The 22,148-nt window shown below is 63.8% G+C and carries 17 protein-coding genes, 1 tRNA gene and 1 pseudogene; 8 read left to right on the top strand and 11 right to left on the bottom strand.

The annotated features are described in order from the left end of the window. The first annotated feature begins 54 nt into the window (after nt 1-54). Nucleotides 55-1,938 carry a peptidase M61 gene (locus K5K93_RS06835; protein ID WP_222390304.1) on the top strand — a complete coding sequence of 628 codons (1,884 nt, stop codon included), beginning with the start codon at nt 55-57 and terminating at the stop codon, nt 1,936-1,938. Continuing rightward, nucleotides 1,935-2,600 (top strand): lysoplasmalogenase, encoded by a 666-nt coding sequence (locus K5K93_RS06830; protein ID WP_222390303.1) that lies wholly within the window; start codon nt 1,935-1,937, stop codon nt 2,598-2,600. The genes K5K93_RS06835 and K5K93_RS06830 overlap by 4 nt, the downstream gene beginning before the upstream one ends. An 8-nt stretch (nt 2,601-2,608) precedes the next feature. Here the strand turns inward: K5K93_RS06830 and K5K93_RS06825 are convergent, their stop codons facing one another. From K5K93_RS06825 to K5K93_RS06805, 5 genes are read right to left on the bottom strand one after another with little or no spacing between them, the layout of a single operon-like run. Then, on the bottom strand, nt 2,609-3,313 hold the full coding sequence (locus K5K93_RS06825; protein ID WP_222390302.1) for a hypothetical protein: 705 nt from the start codon (nt 3,311-3,313) through the stop codon (nt 2,609-2,611). Then, nucleotides 3,310-4,278, bottom strand: a complete 969-nt coding sequence (locus tag K5K93_RS06820) for a hypothetical protein (RefSeq protein WP_222390300.1) — start codon at nt 4,276-4,278, stop codon at nt 3,310-3,312. The genes K5K93_RS06825 and K5K93_RS06820 overlap by 4 nt, the downstream gene beginning before the upstream one ends. A 45-nt stretch (nt 4,279-4,323) precedes the next feature. Further along, the gene (locus tag K5K93_RS06815) at nt 4,324-7,122 is read right to left on the bottom strand and encodes a TonB-dependent receptor (RefSeq protein ID WP_261311945.1); all 2,799 of its coding nucleotides are present in this window, start codon (nt 7,120-7,122) and stop codon (nt 4,324-4,326) included. A gap of 26 nt (nt 7,123-7,148) precedes the next feature. Further along, nucleotides 7,149-8,117, bottom strand: coding sequence for a FecR domain-containing protein (locus K5K93_RS06810; protein ID WP_222390296.1), 969 nt, complete (start codon nt 8,115-8,117; stop codon nt 7,149-7,151). Then, nucleotides 8,114-8,614 carry a sigma-70 family RNA polymerase sigma factor gene (locus K5K93_RS06805; protein WP_222390294.1) on the bottom strand — a complete coding sequence of 167 codons (501 nt, stop codon included), beginning with the start codon at nt 8,612-8,614 and terminating at the stop codon, nt 8,114-8,116. Before K5K93_RS06805 ends, K5K93_RS06810 begins: the two co-directional genes overlap by 4 nt. A gap of 267 nt (nt 8,615-8,881) precedes the next feature. On the opposite strand from K5K93_RS06805, the gene K5K93_RS06800 reads away from it, so the two are divergent. From K5K93_RS06800 to K5K93_RS06790, 3 genes are all read left to right on the top strand, one after another. Then, nucleotides 8,882-11,770 carry an autotransporter outer membrane beta-barrel domain-containing protein gene (locus K5K93_RS06800; RefSeq protein WP_222390292.1) on the top strand — a complete coding sequence of 963 codons (2,889 nt, stop codon included), beginning with the start codon at nt 8,882-8,884 and terminating at the stop codon, nt 11,768-11,770. 97 nt (nt 11,771-11,867) lie between these two features. After that, nucleotides 11,868-12,872, top strand: a complete 1,005-nt coding sequence (locus tag K5K93_RS06795) for a 2-hydroxyacid dehydrogenase (protein ID WP_222390291.1) — start codon at nt 11,868-11,870, stop codon at nt 12,870-12,872. 84 nt (nt 12,873-12,956) lie between these two features. After that, a tRNA-Thr gene (locus K5K93_RS06790) sits at nt 12,957-13,032 on the top strand. 247 nt (nt 13,033-13,279) lie between these two features. On the opposite strand, the gene K5K93_RS06785 is transcribed toward K5K93_RS06790, so the two are convergent. Both K5K93_RS06785 and K5K93_RS20270 read right to left on the bottom strand, forming a co-directional pair. Beyond that, nucleotides 13,280-14,230, bottom strand: a complete 951-nt coding sequence (locus K5K93_RS06785; protein ID WP_261311990.1) for a GIY-YIG nuclease family protein — start codon at nt 14,228-14,230, stop codon at nt 13,280-13,282. A gap of 17 nt (nt 14,231-14,247) precedes the next feature. After that, nucleotides 14,248-14,360 (bottom strand): annotated as a pseudogene (locus tag K5K93_RS20270) (hypothetical protein); the annotation flags it as partial. A gap of 355 nt (nt 14,361-14,715) precedes the next feature. Between K5K93_RS20270 and K5K93_RS06775 the strand changes: the two are divergent. Further along, nucleotides 14,716-15,630, top strand: coding sequence for a hypothetical protein (locus K5K93_RS06775; RefSeq protein ID WP_222390285.1), 915 nt, complete (start codon nt 14,716-14,718; stop codon nt 15,628-15,630). 867 nt (nt 15,631-16,497) lie between these two features. Here K5K93_RS06775 and K5K93_RS06770 read toward each other — a convergent pair. Further along, the gene (locus K5K93_RS06770; RefSeq protein ID WP_222390283.1) at nt 16,498-17,604 is read right to left on the bottom strand and encodes a PIN domain-containing protein; all 1,107 of its coding nucleotides are present in this window, start codon (nt 17,602-17,604) and stop codon (nt 16,498-16,500) included. A gap of 34 nt (nt 17,605-17,638) precedes the next feature. Next, nucleotides 17,639-18,601 carry a hypothetical protein gene (locus K5K93_RS06765; RefSeq protein ID WP_222390281.1) on the bottom strand — a complete coding sequence of 321 codons (963 nt, stop codon included), beginning with the start codon at nt 18,599-18,601 and terminating at the stop codon, nt 17,639-17,641. A 517-nt stretch (nt 18,602-19,118) separates the two neighbouring features. On the opposite strand from K5K93_RS06765, the gene K5K93_RS06760 reads away from it, so the two are divergent. Further along, the gene (locus K5K93_RS06760; RefSeq protein ID WP_222390279.1) at nt 19,119-19,376 is read left to right on the top strand and encodes a hypothetical protein; all 258 of its coding nucleotides are present in this window, start codon (nt 19,119-19,121) and stop codon (nt 19,374-19,376) included. A gap of 232 nt (nt 19,377-19,608) precedes the next feature. On the opposite strand, the gene K5K93_RS06755 is transcribed toward K5K93_RS06760, so the two are convergent. Next, a complete protein-coding gene (locus K5K93_RS06755) occupies nt 19,609-19,926 on the bottom strand; it encodes a hypothetical protein (protein ID WP_222390277.1) in 318 nt (105 codons plus the stop codon). Beyond that, nucleotides 19,926-20,294, bottom strand: coding sequence for a hypothetical protein (locus K5K93_RS06750; protein ID WP_222390275.1), 369 nt, complete (start codon nt 20,292-20,294; stop codon nt 19,926-19,928). The genes K5K93_RS06755 and K5K93_RS06750 overlap by 1 nt, the downstream gene beginning before the upstream one ends. Nucleotides 20,295-21,102: 808 nt before the next feature. On the opposite strand from K5K93_RS06750, the gene cyoA reads away from it, so the two are divergent. Beyond that, a complete protein-coding gene (gene cyoA, locus K5K93_RS06745) occupies nt 21,103-22,146 on the top strand; it encodes a ubiquinol oxidase subunit II (RefSeq protein WP_093817661.1) in 1,044 nt (347 codons plus the stop codon). Nucleotides 22,147-22,148 lie beyond the last annotated feature (2 nt).

The raw sequence follows: 22,148 nt of genomic DNA, 5'->3' as shown, positions 1-22,148 counted from the left end.
CTCGGCATCTCACAGGCCTAGCATCGGAGAATCCTTCACTGCTGGAAGTCGCCGATGAAAACCCGTGCCCTGGTGATGTCCGTGCTGTTCGCGCTGGCGACCACGCCCGCGCTGGCGCAGACTCCGCCACCGGGTGATACCGCCGCCCCCGGCCTGCTGCGCATCGACGTCGATGCACGCGACCTGGCCCGGCGCATCTTCAAGGTGACTGCCACCGTACCGGCCAAGCCCGGCCCGCTGACCCTGCTGTACCCGCAGTGGATTCCCGGCAACCATTCGCCCACCGGCCCGATCGACAAACTGGCCGGCCTTCGGGTGACCGCCAACGGCAAGCCGTTGGCCTGGCAGCGCGACCAGTACAACGTGTACGCGTTCAAGGTGGATGTGCCGGCGGGCGTGAGCGAGATCGTCGCCCACTTCGATTTCCTGTCTTCGCAGGGCGGCAGCCAGGGCCGGGTGGTGATGACCCCGGAAATGCTCAACCTGCAGTGGAACGCCAATTCGCTGTATCCGGCCGGCGTGGACGCGCGCAACCTGCAGGCGCAGGCCAGCGTGACCCTGCCCAAGGGCTGGGCCTACGCGACGGCACTGGAAACCGCACGCCGCGATGGCGACACCGTGGTGTTCAAGCCGATTTCCTATGACCACCTGGTCGATTCGCCGCTGTTTGCCGGTGAGCATCACCAGCGCATCGACCTCGACCCGGGCGCGAAGGCGCCGGTGCATCTGAACGTCTTCGCCGACGATGCCAAATCGCTGAAGCCGACCGACGCGCAGTTGAAGGCGCACCGAGCGCTGGTGCAGCAGGCGGACAAGCTGTACGGTGCGCGCCACTTTGACCACTACGAGTTCCTGCTTGCGCTGACCGATCGCCTCGGCGGCATCGGCCTGGAACACCATCGTTCCAGCGAGAACAGCGCCGACCCGGGCTACTTCACCGAGTGGGACAGCAACGCGTGGATGCGCGACCTGCTGCCGCATGAGTACACCCACTCGTGGAACGGCAAGTACCGTCGCGGTGCCGACCTGGCCACGGCCAACTTCAATACACCGATGGGCGACAGCCTGTTGTGGGTGTACGAAGGGCAGACCCAGTTCTGGGGCCAGGTACTGGCCGCACGTTCGGGGCTGTGGTCCAGCGAGCAGGCGCGCGACATGCTGGCCAACGTGGCGGCCACCTATGATCGTGGTCGCCCGGGCCTGGCCTGGCGCCCGCTGCAGGACACCACCAACGACCCGACCATCGCCCAGCGTCGCACCCTGCCGTACCGCAACTACCAGATGAGCGAGGACTACTACTCCGGCGGGCAGATGCTGTGGCTGGAGGTGGAGGGCAAGCTGCGTGGTCTGACCGGCAACCGGCGCAGCCTGGATGACTTCGCGCGTGCCTTCTTCGGCGTCGGCAACGGCGATTGGGACGTCAATCCGTACACCTTCGATGACGTGGTGGCGACCCTCAACGGCATCGCGCCGTACGACTGGGCGAGCTTCCTGCGCCAGCGCCTGGACGGGCACGGATCGCTGACCGGCGGCCTGGAACTGGCGGGCTGGAAGCTGGTCTACCGCGATGCGCCGAACGAGGCCTACAAGGCGCAGGAAAAGCGCGCGAAGGCAGCGCTGCTGGCTTACTCGCTGGGAGCGACGGTGCTCGACAGTGGCGTGGTCGGTGACGTGGTCTGGGACAGCCCGGCGTTCAATGCCGGCCTGGCGCCGGGCATGAAGGTGATCGCCGTTGGTGGTCGCGAATACAGCAGCCAGCGCTTGAAGGATGCGGTGGCTGCAGCCGCCACTGACAAGGCCCCGGTCACGCTGCTGGTCAAGCAGTTCGACCGCATCGACACGATGAAGATCGACTACCACGGCGGCCTGCAGTATCCGGTGCTGGAGCGCATCGCCGGCCGCCCGGATCGCCTTGCAGAGCTGTGGAAGGCACGATGAAGCTGCGCACGCGCGATGGGTTGATCCTGGTGGTGGCCGTGCTGGCCATCATCGGCGCCTACCTGGACGGCGACGGGCGCTGGCTGCACTGGTTGGCCAAACCGGCAACCACGCTGCTGATCGCCGCCGTCGCTTGGCAGGCGACGCCGGCGGCCGATGCGTTCTATCGACGCGTGGTGCTGGCCGGCATGCTGTTGTCCTGCGTGGGCGACATCGCACTGATGCTGCCGTTCGACGCGTTCGTGCCGGGCCTGGTGGCCTTCCTGCTGGCGCATCTGTGCTACATCGCCGCGTTCCGAGCCGGCCTGCGCGCGGGTCGCGGACTGCTCGCAGCCTTCGTGCTGCTGGCCGCATTCGCTGCGATCAACGTAACCGGCCTGTGGCCGCATCTACCGCTGCCGATGCGGGTTCCGGTGCTGGCCTATGTCGTGGTGCTGGCGCTGATGGCAGTGCTGGCACTGGCCCGCTACTGGAAGCGGCCACACGTCGACGCACTGGAAGCGGGCAGCGCGCGTTGGGCTGCCGCTGGCGCACTGCTGTTCGTGGCCAGTGATTCCCTGCTGGCGTGGGATCGCTTCGGCGGTGGCCTGCCGATGGCCAGCCTGCTGGTGCTGTCCACCTACTACGCTGCGCAGTACGCCATCGCCCGCTCGGTGAGATAGCCCTTTTTCTACTGCAGGTTGCCCTTGGCGTCGTAGCGCAGGCGTACGGTCTGGCGGTCGCCGGCCACTTCATCCGGCAACCACACCAGCTTGCCGCCCTTGCGGATGACCACATACACATGACCGACGTCGGCCGGCGAACGCATCAGGGCATTGCGCTGTTGCTGCAGGGCCTGCGTCACCCGTGGCACGGCATCGAAATCGATGTTTGCCAATGCAGTGCTGCTGCGGCGCAGGGTGATGGTCGGCGCGAACTGCTGCGGATTCACCGCATCGCCCTTGCGCCATTGTCCACGTTGGTAGTGATAACTATCCACGTGGCCCGGCTGCTGTGGATCGACCAGGTCGATGTCGATGCGGCCGTCGTCATGGAAGTGGATGCTGTGGAAAACAACCAGGCGTTCGCCGGCCAGTCCGGGCATCGCCTCCAGCGCCTGCCGTGCAGCCTGCAGGCGCTCGGCGTCGAGCAGCAGGTTCGGCCGCGCGCGCCCGGGCACCTGCATCGGTTCGGGCGCCGCCCGTGGCGTTGCGATGGCCGACGTGCGCAACGGTTGTTCCCATGGGTCTTGTTGCATCGCATCCGCAGGCACGGTCGATGCGGCGCCGCGCAGGGTCGCGTTGACGGTCTGCAATGCGCCGCCCGCCGTGGCGGCACCGGCCAGGGCCAGCACCACCCCGGCGAACACCAGCGGCGTGGACACGGGCCGCTTCACGCGTGCTCCATGCGCACGCTGCGGCGATCATCCGGGTCGTAGAGGATGTCGACCTGCCCGCGCGGGATGTTGGCCAGTTCGAGCAGCGCAACGAAGCGGCGCACGCTGGCCTGCTGCAGGTTGCCCTCGCGGTCGAGATACTCCAGCTTGAACTCGACCTGTGGTTGTTCGTTGACGTAGGTGCCGGTCTGGCGCACGTCGAGCACCTGCGCTTCGGCGCCGATACCACGGTACTTGAGCGCTTCGCCGCGCGCGTCGATCTGCAGTGTGCCGGCCAGCAGGCGCGCCAGCAGACGCAGGCCGATCAGGTAGCCGCACAGCACCAGCGGGCAGACCAGCAGCGGATGGCCGAAGCCCAGGAACGTCCAGCCCAGTCCATCGCTCTGCAGGCGATAGGCCATGACGTACGCGGCAGCGACCACGACAATGCCGATCAGGCCGCCGATGCCGCGGCGCCACAGGCTGGTGCGGTCCAGTTCCGGTTGCGATCCTGCCAGCATCAGGTTGGGCGCGGGGCCGGGCGTGCGGCTGAGCAGCACCTCCAGCGGGTTGCCCACGGTGAAGCGCTGCAGCTGTGGCTTGCTGTCGACCACGACCAGCGTTTCGGTGATCGGCGTGCCGGACAGATTGTCGAAGGCCAGCTGCAGCCGCCACTGCGCGAAGCCGCGCACCTGCACGCCGGTCTGTTCGGCCTGCTCGATGCGTGCGCTGCGTGGCGTGCCGTCGGCCAGGATGCCGCGCACACGTTGCAACGCACGGGGTGGCGCCAGCAGCAGGTAATGCAGGAAGGCGTACAGCAGCACCAGCCACAGGGTCAGCGACGTCGCCAGCAGGGTCAGTGCCAGCCAAGGCGCGCTGCGGTCGCCCGCTTCCAGCGGCCAGCTGGTGCCGAAGTAGAGCAGGCAGGGGAAGGGCAGCGCGAAGAACAGCATGAGCGCGCCCAGGAACCAGAGGTAGGCTTTCATGACTCGCCTTCGACGCCGTGGAACAGGCGGCGTAGGGTACTACGCTCAGCGGAACTGCAGGGTCAGCAGGAAGTAGCGCCCGAGTGGATCGTCCAGCCCGGGCATCTGCCCGCCGCTGCCGACCAGGTGGTTCACCGGCCGCGCATCAAGCAGGTTGTGCACGTCCAGTGCGGCAATCACGCGCGGGCTCAGCCGCCGCGCCAGATGCAGGTTCCAGCGCAGCTGCGCCGGGTTCATGCAACGGCCCTGGTCATGCTGCTCCTGCGCGCACGCTTCACCGGCCAGCCATGCGCGGGTGCGGCCGACGCGGTTGCCCCGCAGGGCGATGTCCCAGGACGGGTTCTGCCACTGCACGTTGAGGATGCCCGCGTTCGCCGGCGTGGCATGCCCGCGCAGGTCCACCGATTCGCCATGGCCGCGATCACGACGCAGCTCCTGCTGTTTCAACGCATCCAGCGAGAACAGCCACTGCCCGTTGCGGCCGGTATCCACCCGGTACTCGCCGCGCAGCACCCAGTTGCGCGAGGTGGTGCGGCCGATGTTGTCGAATGACAGGCGAAGATCACGCAGGCGACCCTGCTCATCCAGTTCCCAGGTGCCGGGATTCCACAGTGCATCGCTGGGTTGCAGGGCGAGGATCTCGTTGCGCAGTTCGACGATGTTGTGGGTCAGTGACAGCGAGAACGCATCGTTGGGTGTCCAGCTGGCGGCCAGCGAGTGGCTGCGCGACGTCTCGGCTTTCAGCCCATCGTTCTCCACCACCTCCACTTCCACCGCGCAGCCGCCATCGCGCATCGGGCGCGCGCACGGCGGCAGGGACTCCGATGCGGGCAGGCCATACAGGCCGAAGTAGCCCGGCGGCCGCCGGCGCTCGAAGATGCTGGGGGCGCGGTAGCCGCGGCCACTGGCCAGCAGGAACGACCAGTGCGGGCTCGGGCTCCAGCGTAGGCCGGCACGCGGCGAAAACGCAGTGTCATCGCCATCGTGGTCCAGTCGCGCGGCCACGTCCAGGCGCAGTGCCGGCGCAAACGGCAGGCCCACTTCGGCGTAAGCGGCGTTGCTCTGCCGCGACAGCCGGCGTTGCTCCATCGGCAGTCCAAGCGCCAGTTCGCCCTTGCCCAGCAGCGGATCGGGCAGCGAGGTCCAGCGCTCGCGGCGCAGATCGATACCGGTGGCCAGTTGCGCTGGTCCGCCGGGCAGTGTCATCAACGTGCGCTGCATGCCCCACCAACCCTGCAGCTGCTCGGTACGCCCGCGGTTGTGGATGGCCGGGAACAGCTCCTCTGCCAGCCCCGGTGGCAGGGTGGAAAAGCCCGGCAGAAAATCCAGCGTTCGCGTGGCTTCCAGCAGGCGTTCGCTGCGCACGGTGCCTTCGGTGCGCAGGTCCACCTGGCTGCGCTGCGCGCTGAGGCCTGCATCCCAACTGCGGCCGGCGCGCTCACGGCCCATGCCGAAACTGATGTCGCCTTCGGTGGCATGCACGCGCGGGCGCACCTCGCCGCCTTCCTGCAGGACCACGTTGAGGATCGCGCCACGGCTGAAATTGAGGGCAACGGCGGTCGGGCCCAGCTCGAAACGCTGGCGGTTGTGGCTGGCGCGTGCTTCCACGTAGGCGTAGCGTCCGTCACCGCGCTCGTGGCGATAACGCAGGTAGCCGGACAGCGTTTCCGACGCCGGTTGCAGCGAGCGCGGGCGCGCGCTGTCGAACCAGCAGCCGTCGTCTTCGCGCTGCAATGGCGGATGGCACTGCGTGGCCGGGTAGTAATCACCGTTGGGCATGATCAGCCCGATCGGGTACAGCGAGGTTTCCGCATGCCAGTCGCGCTGGTCACCGGCCACATGCTGCAGGCGATGCAGATCGATGCCGGCGAACCAGCGGTCGCCGCCTTCGCGCACGCCGCCCGTGGCCGCCTGCAGCCGGTACTGATCGCCATCACCGCGGCTGCTGGCACCCGATTGCAGCGTGGCTTCCGGTCCCTCGGCCTGGTCACGCAGAATGATGTTGACCACGCCGGACATCGCATCGGCGCCGTAGATGGCCGAAGCACCGCCACGCACCAGCTCGATGCGCTCGACGAAGCTGAGCGGAATGCCTCCCAGATCGGTCAGCCCGCCTTCTTCCAGCGACACCATCGGATACCGCGGCAGGCGCCGGCCGTTGACCAGGAACAGGGTTGCGCGCGGGCCCATGCCGTCCAGGCTGGTGGTGGCGGCCGCGCCGACCGGCAGGTACAGCGAGTCCCCGCTGCGCGAGGTGCTCAATGGCGGATGGCCGTTCATGCCGGGCAGGTGGCGCAACAGGTCGAACAGCGTGCCGTAGCCGCTGCGCAGGATGTCCTCGCGATCGATCACCGTTACCGGCAGCGTGGTCTGCACGGAGGTGCGCGGCAAGCGGCTGCCGGTGACATGGATCGGCGCCAGTTCCACCTGCACCGGCTTGGCGGGTGCGGGCGGCGGTGGCCGCCGTACCGGCTGCGCGACCACTGCGGGTGGGGCAGCGTGCCGGCGCACCACGAATCCGCCGCTGGGGGTCTGCAGGATGTTCACCGGCATGCCGGCGACCAGCTGCTTCAGTGCGGCGGCCGGCGCCAGCGAGCCGGCGACGCCGCCGGTACGCAGGCCGGTCAGCTCACGTGCGTCGAACACCAGGGCAATGCCACTCTGGCGTGCCCATTGCTGCAGGGCCGGCGGCAGGGCGCCGGGAGCGATACGGTACTCGACCTGGGTGACGGCTTCTGCTGACGCCGCCGTTGCCGCCACACCGGGCACCAGCACAACGCACAGCAGGGCCTGCAGCAGACCCCAGCGCAGCACGTCCCAGCGCAGCACGTCCCAACGAAGCACACCCGGCGCCGGCATCGGCCGCCGCCTCAGTAGGTGCGGCGCAGTTCCAGCGCGCCATCCGAGCGCGGCTGGCCAGCAATGGACCACCCCAGTTCCAGGGCGGAAAGCAGTTCATGCGCATCGCCTGCGCGGAAGGTGCCGCTGACCGCGAGGTCGGCGATGTCCGGGTCGGCGACCACCAGTGGCGTGGTGCCATAGCGGTTCATGCGTTCGACCACGGTGGCCAGAGGCGTGCCGTCGAACACCAGCCGGCCCTGTGGCCAGGCCTCGGCGGCGGCGGTCGAGGACAGCTGCGGGCCCGGTTGGATCTTGCCGGAGGCCAGGACCTGCAGCTGCTGGCCCGGTGAGAGCGTGTGCTGCGCGCTGCCACTGGTGACTTCCACCACGCCTTCCAGCAGCGCGACCTCGACCCGGCCGTCAGCCAGGCGTTCAACCTGGAAGGTGGTGCCGATGTCGCGGATCGAACTGCCGCCGGCCTGCACCCGCAGCGAGCGCGATGACGGTTCGACCTGCAGCTGGATGCGACCGTGTTCCAGCGCCAGTTCGCGCTTGCGCCAGCCGAAGCGTGCGGTCAGCGTGGTGCCGGCGTCGAGCGTGGCGATGCTGCCATCGGCCAGGGTGCGCTGCTGCGGCAGCAGGCTGGCGTTGGCGTAGGTCAGCGGTGTGGGATTGCCATCGGTGTACAGCATCCAGCCCAGGCCAACGGCCAGGCACACGCCTGCAGCGGCGGCGACACCGGGCAGCCAACGCCGCTGCGGCCGGCGTGACGCACGCGCGGCGGCGGTGCGCAGCCACGGGTCGCTGGCCAGGCCGGCGCTGCGCTGGTGCAGTTTCTCGGCCTGTACCCACGCGCTGACATGTGCCGGATCCTCGGCCAGCCAGTCCTCGAAGGACTGCCGTTCCTCGGCGCTGCAGTCGGGGGCGTCCAGCCGGGCTACCCAGGCGCTTGCGTGTTCAAAAAGCAACGTGTCATCCCTGTTGTCGTTGCGGATCATTCGGCATCTCCATCATTGTGGAGAGGATCGGGGCCCAGCTCCTTGCGCAGGCCCTGCAATGCACGGGCAATGTGTTTTTCCACGGTCTTGGCGGTGATGCCGCAATGCCGGGCGATCTGTGTATAGCTCATCCCGGTGATGCGGTTGAGCAGATACACCTCGCGGGCACGTTCGGGCAGCTTGAACAGTGCCTGGCGCAGCAGGGCGAGCATCTGCCCGGATTCTGCCTGACGCAGCGGATCAGGAGAAGCACTGGCGGCTTCTTCGTTGCCGTCGCGTTCGGTGAGCGACAGGTGGTTGCGCGATTGTGGCGAGCGCCCGCGGTCTGCCAGGCGGTTGCGGGCGATGCGGTACAGCAGCAGCCGCAGCTCCTCGGTGCCATGCGCGCGGTAGCGGATCAGGCGCTCCATGCAGTCCTGGGCGATGTCCTCGGCATCCTCGGGGCCGACACCGCGGGCGCGCAGGAAAGCGCACAGCGGCGCGCGTTCCTCGCACACGAATGCGATGAAGGCATCCGGAACCCCGGGCAGATCCGGCGCAGGACGGAGCAAAGGGGAGGGCGCGGACAGGGGAGGGCCTCGGACGACGATGACGGACGCGTCACCGAGTTTTACGCGACGGTGACCGGATGGGGAAGCCCACGTTTCTCCCGCATTTCCATTGTGAATGCATTCATGTTTTTTCTCGCCGTCGACTGGGGGCGTCGAGCCCGCTGCTGCGTTCTGCTTTCGACCCGCGTGGTGCGGGCGGAGAGAGAGAACGCAATGAAGCATTCGAAGTTGAGCATCGCCCTGGCAGGCCTGGTGGGTATCGCGACCCTGGGCCAGATGGATGACGTCATGGCAATGAATTATCACGTGCAGGGCGATCGCGTCGTGCTGAGTGGCGGTGTCACCGTCGCCGACGTCGTTGCGCTGCCGGCGCTGCTGGCCAAAGCGCAGGCCGAAGGCCGCCCGATCCGCGAAGTCGTGCTGCGCACCTCCAATGGTGGCGCGCTGATCGCGGGTGAGTGGCTGCAGGGAGTGATCCGCACCAACGGCCTGAACACCATCGTGTCCGGCCACTGCATCTCGTCCTGCTCGATCATGCAGTCCGGTGGCGTCGAACGTTACCTGGCCGGCGACCTGCCGCTGGTCGACTCGGTGCAGATCCACGCTGCCAGCAACAGTGGCAAGGTGATCTACACGCCGTCGCCGCGGATGACCGAGATCTACACCGGCAACTACGGCGGCGGCATGGATGCCGGCCTGCTGCACAAGGCCATGTACGAGGTGGTGCAGCCCAACGGCCTGCTGGTGTTCCGCGACCCGGCCCGGACCACCGGCGCTTCGGTCAGCTTCGATCCCGATGGCAGCGGCCGCAGGCTGGAGACCTTCCCCGGCCAGGACATCTACAGCAACAACATCATCACCGCCGCCGGTTACCGCGATCCGGGCGATACCCTGACGGTCACCGGCAATGTCAGCGGCGACATCAATCCAGGCTACCTGCGCACTGCGCGCCAGCTGCAGGCGTTCGTCGATGACGACTTCGCGCGCTGGAACGATACCGACTTCGCCACCACGTACATCAACTATGCGGTGAACATCTACAACCGCTCCGGCGCCGGCCCGAACGGCATCGGCCCGGCTTCGGTGCAGGATTACCTCAACGATCCGGGTACACAGCAGCTCCTTCTGGGCCAGCTGCGCCTGGATGAACTGGACGCCTCCACGCTGGGCAATTCGGCTGGCGTGATCCGCGTCGCCAAGGGCGGCACCTGGCGCACCGCCGAAACCACCGGCGCCGATTTCATGCTGGTGGAGAACGGCACCATCGCCCTGGAAGGCGGTGCCCTGCGCACGCCGGAGCTGCGCGTGCTGGCGGCCGGCATGGTGGTCGGTCACGGCGACATCGCCTCGGTTGCCACCGACTCGAGCGCACTGCTCGATGCCACCGGCCCGTCGTACCGCGAGGATGGCTTCAACCGCCTGCGCGTGTACGGCACCCTGATGCCGCGTGGTGGTGATCTGGTCACCCACGGCTACGTCAACATCATGCCGGGCGGCAAGGTGCTGTTCGACGTGACTGAAGCCGGCGGCTCCCAGGCCGGGCGCCTGCGTGTGGGCGACTTCTACGACGGCGGCGCCAACGAGGGTGCGCTGGTCATCTCGCCGGGCGCTCATCTTGAACTGAACGTGGCGCAGGGTTTCTACGCCGGCAACTACCAGCGTGAGCTGGTGAGCGGCCCGATCTACCAGGGCGGTTTCACCGCTGCGGTGCGCTTGGGTGACACCGGCTATACGGCCAGCATCACCGACGGCGAGGTGTTCCGGCCGCGCCACAATTCGCTGCTGAGCTTCAACATCAACCAGACCGCCGAAGGCCTGTCGCTGACCGCAAACCCCGGCTTCGACCAGCTCGCGCAGCTCACTGGCAACAATGGCAACGATGGACTCGGCCGAGCACTGGCCACTGCCGGCCAGCGCCAGGATGCCGGGCTGAAGCCGCTGCTGGGGGCGCTGCAGTTCGCTGACCGCGATGTGATCGCCCAGCAGGCCGGTGCACTGCGTGGTGATGGCCATGCCAGCCTGCGCCTGGCCGACAACGCGCTGGTCGGCAGCATCGGCAGCGTGGTGCAGCAGCACCAGGCCGCACGGCGCAGCGGCAGCGGAGATGCCGGTGGCTTGGCCGCACAGGCCGCGCAGGCGGCGTCGGCACAGCCGGGCATGGCCAATGGCAGCCTGTTCAACCAGTTGGCGCTGCATCTGGTGGAGCCGGCGGGGGCGGGCGGTGGCAGCACCAACTTCGGCGGCGAAGCGGCGCGCAGCCATGGCCTCTGGGGCCGCGGTTTCGGCAGCCACGGCCGCATCGATGGCGAGGGCGGCGTGGCCGGCCTGAGCCATACCGTCGGCGGCATCGTGCTCGGTGCCGATACGCAGCTGGCCGATGACCGGGTGACGCTGGGCGTCAGCGTTGCCGCGGCGGACATGTCGACCAAGGGCCGCGATGGTTCCGGTTTCACCGGCGACGTGCGTGCGCTGGATGTGGGCGGTTACCTGGATGCCACCTACTCGCGGGGTTACCTGTCGGCCTCGGTGCGCTACACCGACCTGCGCCACGACACCCGCCGCAGCATCGACGGCATCGATGGCCTGCAGGCTCCGTTGCGTGCGAAGTACAACAACGATGCGATCTCGGCCCGGCTGGAGCACGGCTTCTCGTTCACCACTGCCAAGGGCGTGGTGATCCAGCCGCTGCTGCCGGTGGTCGATTACGCGCGCACCTCGGCCACCCGTTTCAACGAAGGGCAGGGGGCCGGTGCACTGGTGGGGCGTGGTGACAGCCTGGAAAGCATCCGCGTCGGTGCGGGCCTGCAGGTGTTCAAGACCTTCGAAGGCAACAACGGCGAGCGCATCACCCCGCGCGCGCGCGTTGTCTGGCAGAAGGAACTGGGCGACACCCAGGCCCGTTACAGCACCGGCTTCGCCGCTGCGCCGGACCTGGTGTTCGGTGCCAGCAGCCAGACCGTGGGCGAGCAGGTGCTGGCCTGGAACCTGGGCGTGACCAGCCGCGCCACCGATCGCCTGTCGGTGATGGTCGACTACGTGGGCGAGCGTCGCGACGGCCAGCTGCAGAACGGCGTGATGCTGGGCCTGGGCTATACGTTCTAAGGCAGTACCGGCACCGGCGGCCGTCGCGCCGCCGGTGCCATCCCCATCGGGGTGCGGGTGCGCTATGGTCGTGGCGGATTTCCGCGCAGGCCTTGCCATGCAGATCGCCGTTTTCAGTGCCCGTCCCTACGACCGCCGCTTTCTCGAGGAAGCCAACCAGCGCGAGGGGGCAGGGCAGGATTTCCAGTTCGTGTACTTCGACGCGGCGCTGGACGTGCACACCGCCGCGCTGGCACAGGACTGCGCCGCCGTCTGCGTGTTCGTCAACGACAGGCTCGATGCACCGGTGCTGCAGGCCCTCCATGCGCTGGGCGTACGCGCGGTGCTGCTGCGCTGTGCCGGCTTCAACAATGTGGACCTGGCCAGCGCGAATGCGCTCGGCCTGTTCGTCGCCCGCGTGCCGGCCTACTCGCCGGAAGCGGTGGCCGAGCACGCTCTGGCGCTGGTGATGACCCTCAACCGGCACACCCATCGCGCCTACAACCGCGTGCGCGAGGGCAACTTCATGCTGGATGGCCTGCTCGGCCGCACCCTGCATGGCAAGACCGTGGGCATCGTCGGTACTGGCAAGATCGGGTTGGCCACCGCGCGCATCTTCCGCGGCATGGGCTGCACCGTGCTGGGGCACGATCCGTATCCCTCGCCGGCGTTCACCGGGATCGGCACAATGGTTGAACTGGACGAGCTGCTCTCGCGCTCGGACATTGTCTCGCTGCATTGCCCGTTGACCCCGGATACCCAGCACCTGATCGACGACGCCTCGCTGGCGCGGATGAAGCCCGGCGCGATGCTGGTCAACACCTCGCGTGGCGGCCTGGTCGATACCCAAGCGGTGATCCGCGCGCTGAAGTCGCGCCGGCTGGGCCACCTGGCCATCGACGTCTACGAGCAGGAAAGCGCGCTGTTCTTCCAGGACCTGTCCGGCGAGATCATCGACGATGAGGCGTTCCAGCGCCTGATGACCTTCCCCAACGTGCTGGTGACCGGCCACCAGGGCTTCTTCACCGTGGAGGCGCTGCAGGAGATCTCGGCGATCACGCTGGGCAACCTGGCCGATTTCGCGGCGGGGCGGGAGTGCGGCAACCGGGTAGCGGCGGGTTGAGGGGCCGGGCGGGTGGGCGTTTGACGGCAATCGTCACGACCGGATTGACCGCAGGGGCAGGGCGACCGTAAAATTGCCAGCTTCGCCGGAATAGCTCAGTTGGTAGAGCGGCGCATTCGTAATGCGTAGGTCGTAGGTTCGATTCCTATTTCCGGCACCAGTTTCAGCAAAAGCCCCGGCCTTGGCCGGGGCTTTTTGTTTGTGCGCGTCCGGAACCTATTGATTGGCCAAGGATTCGCTGCGAGCTGATCATTGGAGCGGGCGTCCACGTCGCCCGTTGCGGGTGCTTCGTGTCCGCGCGAATAGGGCGCGTTGGTCCTGATCACTTGGCTTCATTCAAGCTTACATGGAAGCTTGAACGGCCTCACTCGAGCACTGCGTCGAATCGCATCCCAAAGGGAAACGGACTAGTTGCGGTTGTAGCCGTAGCTCCGAGTCATTAGTACCGTTTTCCAGTGCGATTCGCGCCTGTCGATTTCGCTAGGGCCAGACTGTATATCCATGATCTCAAGCAATGAGAAGTGAAGGTCATCCTGCCGGTCGGTGGCCTTGATCCCAAGCTCTTGAACCAGCGCCGCATTGTGGCCGTGACCGGTGTTGGCATAGCACTCCCATCGTCCCCAAATGCCTTGCTCGCCGTCGGCCTTGCCGACATAGAGCTTGCCGGTCTTCGTGTCCGTGATGAGATAGATGCCTTTGACCGCTGACAAAGCGGTTTTCCAGGACTCCGTGCCTTGCTTAACCAACAGATTCAGATCCTGCTTGCTGATGTCCACACGCTTGTAGCCCGGAAATGGACCGATGCTGATCCGCTCGCGCAGCAACTCTGTGACCATCAAATCCCCGATGAGGTATTCGCCGGTCAGATAGGACGGACGTTTCTTGTAGGCGCTGGAGCAGAACAGGCGTCCTTCAAGGGGTTCGGTAGACGGGACGCGCTCCAGGTTGTAGTAATAGCCGCCCTTGGGCTTGTCGTCGTGGACCGTGAAGCCGACTTGACGAAAGAGGCCCGCGAACATCCAGCGGGTGGCGGAATCGTCTTGGATAAGGCTCAACACCATCGGCCGGCTGAAGTTGTTGCCGTTTTGCCACCGCTGCCATTCCTCGAAGCCTCCACGCTTGTAGACATCCATGGGATGGTCTACGTCGTTGTAGCGCGCCAAATGGACCTTGGTCAGCTTGGGGTCAAACGAGCACTCATGGAGCTTGATGAGGTCATACAGGAGCACGTTCAATCCCTGGCGGTAATGAGGACCACCATTTTCCACGGGTAACGCGCCGTTGCACCAGTGCGCGGAAGGATTCTGACGAGGGTGCGTGGCCTGGCCGCTGATGGCGGCGATGGTTACAGCAGGCATGGGCGGCCACCACGTTGCTGGCCGTGTCCTTTCCTCCGTCTTGCTTCGGCACTAAGTGCTCTGCCGTGCATTGGAACGGGGCAGCTGAGCGCGGGCGGAGGCCCAACTCACTGGGACACCATAGCCACATCGGCAGATCGCAATAGAAACAGCGACCGGACTGTGATTCAAATTTGGCGGCGCGAAGGGATCTGAGGCGTTTCTTGCTCATAGGGGCTCCGGAATCAGAATACGATTCCCGTGCCTCCTATAGGAGAACCTCGGGCACCCGGAGCCTTTTGGCATACGGGCACAGCACCGGCGCTTTAGCGACCGGCATTCGCTTTATAGCCTGAGTTCAAGCAACGCGCAATGGCCGCCGCCGGAGTCGGTGCGCTGCCCTCAGCCCGTGACAAAGGCTCGCGGGCCGGCTGGGACTTGCCATCTTTTCCTTGGCATATTCGCTCGTTATGCTCAGACGCTCCAACGCGTGCAAGGAGCGCCGAATGGAACCCTTTGACTGGTCGAAAGCCCCATTCGCTTCAACCCACTGGCGGGGGCAGGTTATCCCGGACGCCTTACCTATACTGATCCGGTGGGCCCAAGAGGGAGAGCCCCATACCTACAGCGATCTGGCGCAAGAGCTGCATGACCAGTTCGGCCACGCCATAAAGCCCCGGAAGGATCTCTACGGGACCGTTGCCGGCGGCGTAGCACAAGCGATCGAGTGGCTAAGTGGCCAGTGGGAAACGCCGATCCCTCCGCTCCATGTGATCGTGGTGAACAAGCAAACCTGGCACCCTGGCGATGGCGCGATCACCATCTCTCCCGCCTACTTTGAAGGCAAGAAGTGGAGCACTGAAGAGGAAAAGCGGGCACACCTTCGTCAAGCCATGGAGGACGTATTTACCTACCCCGATTGGAAGAAAGTAGCGGAGGCGCTCGGTGCGAACATGCTCACTCCAAGATCGGGTGCCAAGCCAGTGGATGCGAACGACCAGCCGATCCCGTTGCCCAAGGTCCAGCAAGGGGGAGGTCCAGAGAGTCGCGAGCATCAAGCGCTCAAGCGTTGGGTGAGGGAAAATCCGCAGGAACTAGTCGACTACGGCTTGTTTAAGATGGGCGAGAACGAGAAGCTGGTGAGCAGCGGCGACCGCCTTGACGTTCTGTTTGATAATGGCAGGCAGCGCCTGGCGGTGGAGGTAAAGACGAGCAAATGCTCAGAATCTGAGTTGATGCGAGGTGTCTACCAGTGCGTCAAATACAGGGCGATTCTTCGGGCGGAGCAGTTAGCGCTGCGACATGTGCCCACCGGCGATGCGGTCCTCATATGTACCAGAGCACCTGGTAAGGAGACGAAGGCGCTCATCAAGCTCTTGAATGTCAACTTCCATCGAGTGTCAACGGATGCGGAGTCCTGAGAGTGATCCGCGAATTCGGAGGAGTGGACCGGCGAGACTTCCGTAGACATTCATGAGCCGCTTTGCGCGTAGCGCCGTTCAAGCTCTACAAGGGTGTACGAGCTCCTGCCTGCAACCGCGTGACGTGGTGGCTATGTATGAAGCGTACGGTGGTCTTCGACCTTGTACGGGCGGTAAAGAATGTGTTCCTTTCAAGTCTCATCCCCTGCGACCGATATGCTCAAGGATGCATAAAACAATCAGCGGGACGGCTACATGGATCGTTGGACGTGGATGATGGTAAGGATGTATGCGCCCGCACTTGGGGCCTTGGCGCTGGGGTTGCTGCTGATGCTGCCGTTGGGAATGCTCCGGGAGAGTCCGGTGCTTACAGGGGTGTATGCGATGGCGCGATGGCTCCCTGCGTTGGCTATCGCGGTATCGGTCATCCTTGCACTTGTCGCTACTCTAAGGCTTTGGCGCTGGGATCAAGGGCGCAGCGCTTTGGTTTGCGAATGCGGTGGCTTACTGGGACGGGAGCGTCCTGGGCGTTTTGGTGCATATCGAAAGTGTCTCGCCTGCAACCGTAACGTCAATGAGAGGTACTACACGTAGGTTCGGTCTCGAGGCGCGTACACCGCAAGCCGCTGTCCGCCTTGAAAGTAGGTGTGAGTCCAACCTGGCTTTCCATGGGGCTTCACGGGCCCGAATCGGCTCAAAGTGACGGCTACTTGGCTTACAAGGCACTTATCGGCACCCTGGTTGCCAGTTGGGGTTGGCTAAGTCGTTGATCCAAAAGGACGCCTGACCATCTGTGGTGCCATGAGTAACTGCATCAGTACTGCTAGACTCAGCTAGAACACTGCCTAATGGTCACTGGCAAACGCGTTAATTGACCTCGACCTGCTCGACAGAATCGATTGTCACTTCGAGCGCACCTGCGATCTCGTCAGCGTCTAAAGCGAGAAGGATAGGCATTGGAACCGAGATCCTTGCGGTTCCTGACACCGAGAGGAAGAACTCGTCCTCAGCTTGGAAATAATGGTCGCTGTGGTCTGTTACGCTGAACTCAAAGTCCATCGCGTAGTAGTCCGGTTTGTATATATAGAAGTATGCGGAAACCCACAAAGAAAGGCTGAATGGGAGGCCGATTTCCCCGTTGCCAAAGTAGCTCGCGTCATCGAAGTGAAGCTCAATATCCTCCGCGTCGTTGTAACCGCTTACTGTAGCTTCGTTGTTGTCATCGGGTATCCGGCTAGAGTGGATCGTGATGTTGACCAAACTATCCCCGATCTTTCCTTCGATCGCTGATGAGATATCATTGGTTTCCGCTTGGTGCTGTTCAATTATTGAAATAATCTGAGGAAGCTTGTCCGTCACGTCTAAGTCGACGATCAGTGCTTGTGTCGATTCTTTCTCAATAAATGCGGCCAGACTAGTGAACGTGCTCGCGTGTTCGATTAGGGACATGGCGTCGGCGAGCTTGCCATCCTCACTGATCACGACGAGAGGTGAAGTGGCAGGTATGGCTTTAACTGCCTGATATATGAATGAGTCCGGTATGTCGTTGCGCTTCTTAGGTTCTGTCAAGGGGGCGCTGCCTTGGAAATATGCTTCCAGAGCACTTTTTGACTGCTCAAATGTTAGTTCTTGTCGTATGGCGCCAATCTCATTCGCCCACATCAGTAGGGACTGCTCTGCGTCATCAAGTACCGACTGCCCGTACTCCTTGATGTCGCTGAGCGTAGCTTCTACTAGAGCTTTGCTTGTCGGTGACAGTTCCTTTTTCAATAGGGAGCTTAGTGCGGATTCTGCGCTGCTGATGTCTTTCTGGCACAGGGATCGACGATAGGTTTGAAATTCGCGCTCGACTAGGTAGGGGAGATAGACCTTCACTAGGCCGGCTTTAGCTAGTCGCGCCAAAGCCTGGAATGGTAGGTCGGAACGAAATGGATTCTTTCTGTATACGTTGGTGTCGAGGACGATGTTGATCATTTGATTAATTCCCGCTGGCCGCTTTTGAAATAGTTCACGCTTTGAGCTTGAATTTTATCAATCGTCCGGAGAGGTTGGCCTTGTCTACGACTCGTACCTCGAGCTCTACCTCAATCTTTTCCTCGTTCGCCATGTGCTTGAAGAGCTTGGTAATCTTGGTGTCTGAGAGTTGAGGCTTCATGAACTTCGCGCTCAGCGAGATGTTCTTGCCCTGCAGTCCGACCATGTAATGCGCACCGTTCTTTCGAACATATTTTACGGTGCAGGTCTCATGAATCGTCTGTTTGTCACCAATTCTTCTTGATCTCTTGTTTGCCAAGAGCTCCAAGTCCTCTTGGCTAAGAACAAGGCCGTCAATGGTTAGACTTTCGGCATCGACTGAGGAGGCAGCAAATCTCCAGAATGCACTTCGGGCGTCGGGGACTACCTGAGAGAATTGTGGATACCGAGAGGTCAGTTTCCTCACTGCTCGGTCTAAGAGTTCAAGCTTCTCTTTGTCCCCTTGCTGTGGTCTGATAGAGGCAAGTAGTAGCTTCTTATCCTCTATCTCAAGCTGCTTAGCTCTGTTCTCATAGTGTTTTAGAATTACGGGCCTTGAAACGAGCGTTAGCCCCAATACAAGGGCTGCGATTAAAGAAAGCTCTGGATTCGAGCCGACGGCACTTGAAAACGCTTTGACCAGGGGGGTAAAGTCGGTTTCTAGAATTGAAGAGCCCTTTTTCACTTTTGTAGTGAACTGAAGCTGTTCGTCCTCCTCCGCCTTCAGGCGGCGCATGTCATATGCACCGTGAGCCACGACTGAGTACGCGCGCCCGAATACGTCTTTGAGATCAACCAGTGCGGACATTTGGCCGGAATTGAGCGAGGACTCGTAGTCCTCGCCACTGAGCTTTATGTCTAGTACCGGCCATACCCTGAATTTGGGAGGGCTGGCGGGTGCCCCTGACATTAGCCTCTCCAAGAGCCGCCAAGCTGCTTCGTCCGAGTCAATGACCACGTCGCCTCCATTGCTAATCGCCCTTGGGAAGGTAACTGTATCATTCAGGTGTCAGTCAGTGTTATCGACCTCTCTTTCACCATGAATAGGAATTCGGTCGTGGTTGTTCCGGGGGCTTACACCGCGCTTAGAGTTCGCTGGCCCAGCACGCGCCGGGTGCGCTTTGATCGTGGCGGTAGCGTCTTGGCGTCCAATCTAGGCAGTGCTAGGCTGGGTTCGTAATGCGTAGGTCGTAGGTTCGATTCCTATTTCCGGCACCAGTTTCAGCAAAAGCCCCGGCCTTGGCCGGGGCTTTTTTGTGCTCTGGTAGCGCCGGGCCATGCCCGGCGGAACGCGTGGTCCTCCAGTAGTGCCAGCCCATGGCTGGCAGCCCAGGATTTTCGAGCCGCGCGACCCACTCGCCCCAGCGGCTTCTCAGGCGCTTAGGTCCTAGTGCCGTTCCTGACCTGGAAACCGCAGCCGGCCATTCCTGTGCTATGAATACCCAATGGGTTGATAGACCCTAAGGTGAAGTGAAATGACGCTGCATATCTCCTCCCGTCTGCATTCGCTGTTGGTCGAAATCGCAGCGAAGCGCAGATTTCAGTTGCCTGAAGGCGGCGTCGAACACCTTGCCGAGCACCACCGCGAGTTGCTGATCGACATATTGCTGCAAGAGTTCTCGGAGACCGGCTTGGGAACTGACGATGAGCCTAATCAACGAGGCGACGAGATCGAAGAGATCATCGATTTCGTCGGCTCTATCGCTGATCAAACTCATGCACCCAGTAACTGAGGAGTCGTTGATCTGGAGTCATAAGCAGCTGCTCGTAGGTTCGACTCCCGTTTCCGCCACCCGTTGCATGAATGCCCCGGCCTTGGTCGGGGCTTTATTGTTTGGACGGCACGACCGCTGACCCGCCTTTTCAGTAGTGACAGCCCATGGCGGGCAGCGCGGGAACACCGCAGACCTTGGAATGATCCGGCCCACGCAGCTTGACCGGAGGCGATCCCAGAACCAACCCGCGCTATTGCCCGAACGCGATCACCAGCAAACGCCCTGCCGAGTTGTCCACCAGAATGACGGGCTCGGCATCCTGGCGGATCTCGAAATACGTCGCCGCGCTGACCATGTTGAGTTCCGCCATCCCCGCCACGCTTTCCCGCTGCAACTGCACGCGCAGATCCTCCTGCAGCTGCAGAAACTCCAGATCGGAAAACTCCCGATAGGTCGTGACGTTGATGCGGGCCTCCGGCCGATAGCTGTGCGCGACTAGCGGGCCCAGTGCCACGATCATCAACAAGGCGGCCCACGCCAACGCCCGCCTGCCGAACCGGCCGAACACTAGCTGCGCACGTGCAGGCAGGCGGTGACCTGGGCGGTAAGGGCCAGGCAGGCCATCATCATGCCCTCCATCGCGCGCTCGCCCACGTATTCGTGGGAAGGGCCGTTCTGCCGGGTGCGTTCGGCCGCCAACAGCATCTCCTGCACCACGGTCAGGCCGGCCAGCGCGCAGTCGGCGTCGGCCAGCGCCATGCGGCGCCCTGGCCGCAGGTAGGTTTCCGGCCACGGGCGCCCATCGGCGGCGGCGCCGGCCTGGATGCTGCGCAGCGTGGAGACGAAGGCGGTGGGGTCCGCTCCAGGCTCGCCCAGGCTCTCGGCATTGGCCGGGTCATGGCGGGCATTCAGTTCAAGATATTCCGATGCGTGCATGGCAGTGCTCCGTGCAGGACAGACAGCAGCGCCACCGGGAGAGGTGGCGGACGATGCGTGGCGGCAAAAACCGGTTACTGCTGGAACCCGGCGGGCGCATGCAAGCACGCACCCCCACGCACCGCCCGCCATGGAACGCGAACGGATTGCCAGCCGGCGCCACGCAGAGGTGGCGCCGGCTGACAAGCGTAAACAACCAGCAGTAATCGGGTTTGCCGACCCGGCCACTCGTTTTCAGTGGCATGCCATGGTGTGCACATCCCCGCCGCTGCTGCCACTTGTGGAGCAGGTGCGGTCAGTGATGTCCTACGCTTCCCGCCTATTTTGGCATGCGCGCGGTTGCCCCGAAACGCCCGCCCTTCAAGGCGTTTCCCGGGGCGCGCAGCGCGCCGGGCAGCTGGATGCGTCATGCAGCGCTTCTGCGGCGCAGCCCCCGCACTCGCCGCCAGCCCGCGTCGATCGCGACAACACCGCCAACCTCGCCCGACATTGGGGCAGAGCGTGGCTGAACATGTTCAGTCGACTGTGCCGAACGAGGGGCCTCGTCGGCCTCGTGGCCGATGCTGCGCTGCCGTTCCCGTGCGTTCTGCCTGCCGCAATGGCGCGGTGCGACAACGTGTCGCATCCAGATCCGGGCCTTTCCTGCGCCTGATCATTGTCAATGCCTTTCTTAAATGGTGGGTGACGGCCTAAAATTGAAAGGCTGACTCGACCCCACCTCACCTGCCTGTCTTCTGGACGGGTGGGCCCGGCTTTGGCCGGTGCGGGCAGGACGGGGAACGGCATTCCCTCGCAATTGGATCGACCGATGATTCCGTTGAAAACCCTTGGGCGCTGGTTGCGCCCGGGCCTGCTGCTCGCATTGCTGGTGATGCTCACCGGCTGCGATGCCGTGGCCATCCTCAGTCCGAAGGGCCAGATCGGCCAGGATGAAAAGACACTGCTGATCACGGCCACCGTGCTCATGCTGCTGGTCGTCATCCCGGTCATCATCATGACCCTGACCTTCGCGTGGAAGTATCGCGCCTCCAACACCAAGGCCCGCTACGAGCCGAAGTGGTCCCACTCGACGGCGATCGAGGTGGTGGTGTGGTCGATCCCCTGCATGATCGTGCTGGTCCTGGCGGTGCTGACCTGGCGGTCCTCGCACGCGCTGGATCCGTACAAGCCCCTGGAATCGGACGTCAAGCCGGTCACCATCCAGGCGATCTCGCTGGACTGGAAGTGGCTGTTCATCTATCCGGAAGAGAAGGTCGCGGTCGTCAACGAGATCAAGTTCCCGGTCAACACCCCGCTGAACTTCGAGATCACCTCCGATACGGTGATGAATGCGTTCTTCATCCCGCACCTGGGCAGCATGATCTATTCGATGGCGGCGATGGAGACCAAGCTCCACCTGATCGCCAACGAGCTGGGTGAATTCCCGGGCATGTCCTCGCACTACAGCGGTGCAGGCTTCGCCAAGATGCATTTCACTGCCTACTCGGTCACCGATGCGCAGTACCGCCAGTGGCTGGACCAGGTCCGTGCCGGCGAGCAGAGCCTGGACAAGGCCTCGTTCAAGGCGCTGGGCGAGGCGAAGAATTCCGAGTGGTACCCGGTCACCTACTTCGGCAAGGTTGAAGACAACCTGTTCGACTGGGTCATCGCCAAGCACATGGGCGACAACAAGCACTACGGCATGAAGCATGCCCATGCGGGTGCGGCTGCTGCCGATGCGTCCAGCCATGAAGCGCACGAGGGGCACGCCCCGAGCGACGCGCATGATGCCAAGGAATCCGGGAAGAACCTGGATGCCACCGAAGAACACGAACACGCTGGCCATGAAGGCCACATGGGTTCGGGAGAATGAAC

Source organism: Stenotrophomonas sp. DR822, assembly GCF_019793815.1.
Taxonomy (GTDB): Bacteria; Pseudomonadota; Gammaproteobacteria; order Xanthomonadales; family Xanthomonadaceae; genus Stenotrophomonas; species Stenotrophomonas indicatrix.
Note: the sequence above shows the minus strand (reverse complement) of the source record. Positions and strands in the feature narration are given on the sequence as shown.

What these genes read in the sequence shown, in the direction of transcription:
- K5K93_RS06820 (WP_222390300.1), bottom strand. Translation starts at nt 4,278, where the DNA reads ATGAAAGCCTACCTCTGGTTCCTGGGCGCGCTCATGCTGTTCTTCGCG.
- K5K93_RS06810 (WP_222390296.1), bottom strand. Translation starts at nt 8,117, where the DNA reads ATGATCCGCAACGACAACAGGGATGACACGTTGCTTTTTGAACACGCA.
- K5K93_RS06750 (WP_222390275.1), bottom strand. Translation starts at nt 20,294, where the DNA reads ATGCACGCATCGGAATATCTTGAACTGAATGCCCGCCATGACCCGGCC.
- K5K93_RS06770 (WP_222390283.1), bottom strand. Translation starts at nt 17,604, where the DNA reads ATGATCAACATCGTCCTCGACACCAACGTATACAGAAAGAATCCATTT.
- K5K93_RS06760 (WP_222390279.1), top strand. Translation starts at nt 19,119, where the DNA reads ATGACGCTGCATATCTCCTCCCGTCTGCATTCGCTGTTGGTCGAAATC.
- K5K93_RS06795 (WP_222390291.1), top strand. Translation starts at nt 11,868, where the DNA reads ATGCAGATCGCCGTTTTCAGTGCCCGTCCCTACGACCGCCGCTTTCTC.
- cyoA (WP_093817661.1), top strand. Translation starts at nt 21,103, where the DNA reads ATGATTCCGTTGAAAACCCTTGGGCGCTGGTTGCGCCCGGGCCTGCTG.
- K5K93_RS06785 (WP_261311990.1), bottom strand. Translation starts at nt 14,230, where the DNA reads ATGCCTGCTGTAACCATCGCCGCCATCAGCGGCCAGGCCACGCACCCT.
- K5K93_RS06830 (WP_222390303.1), top strand. Translation starts at nt 1,935, where the DNA reads ATGAAGCTGCGCACGCGCGATGGGTTGATCCTGGTGGTGGCCGTGCTG.
- K5K93_RS06800 (WP_222390292.1), top strand. Translation starts at nt 8,882, where the DNA reads ATGAAGCATTCGAAGTTGAGCATCGCCCTGGCAGGCCTGGTGGGTATC.
- K5K93_RS06835 (WP_222390304.1), top strand. Translation starts at nt 55, where the DNA reads ATGAAAACCCGTGCCCTGGTGATGTCCGTGCTGTTCGCGCTGGCGACC.
- K5K93_RS06775 (WP_222390285.1), top strand. Translation starts at nt 14,716, where the DNA reads ATGGAACCCTTTGACTGGTCGAAAGCCCCATTCGCTTCAACCCACTGG.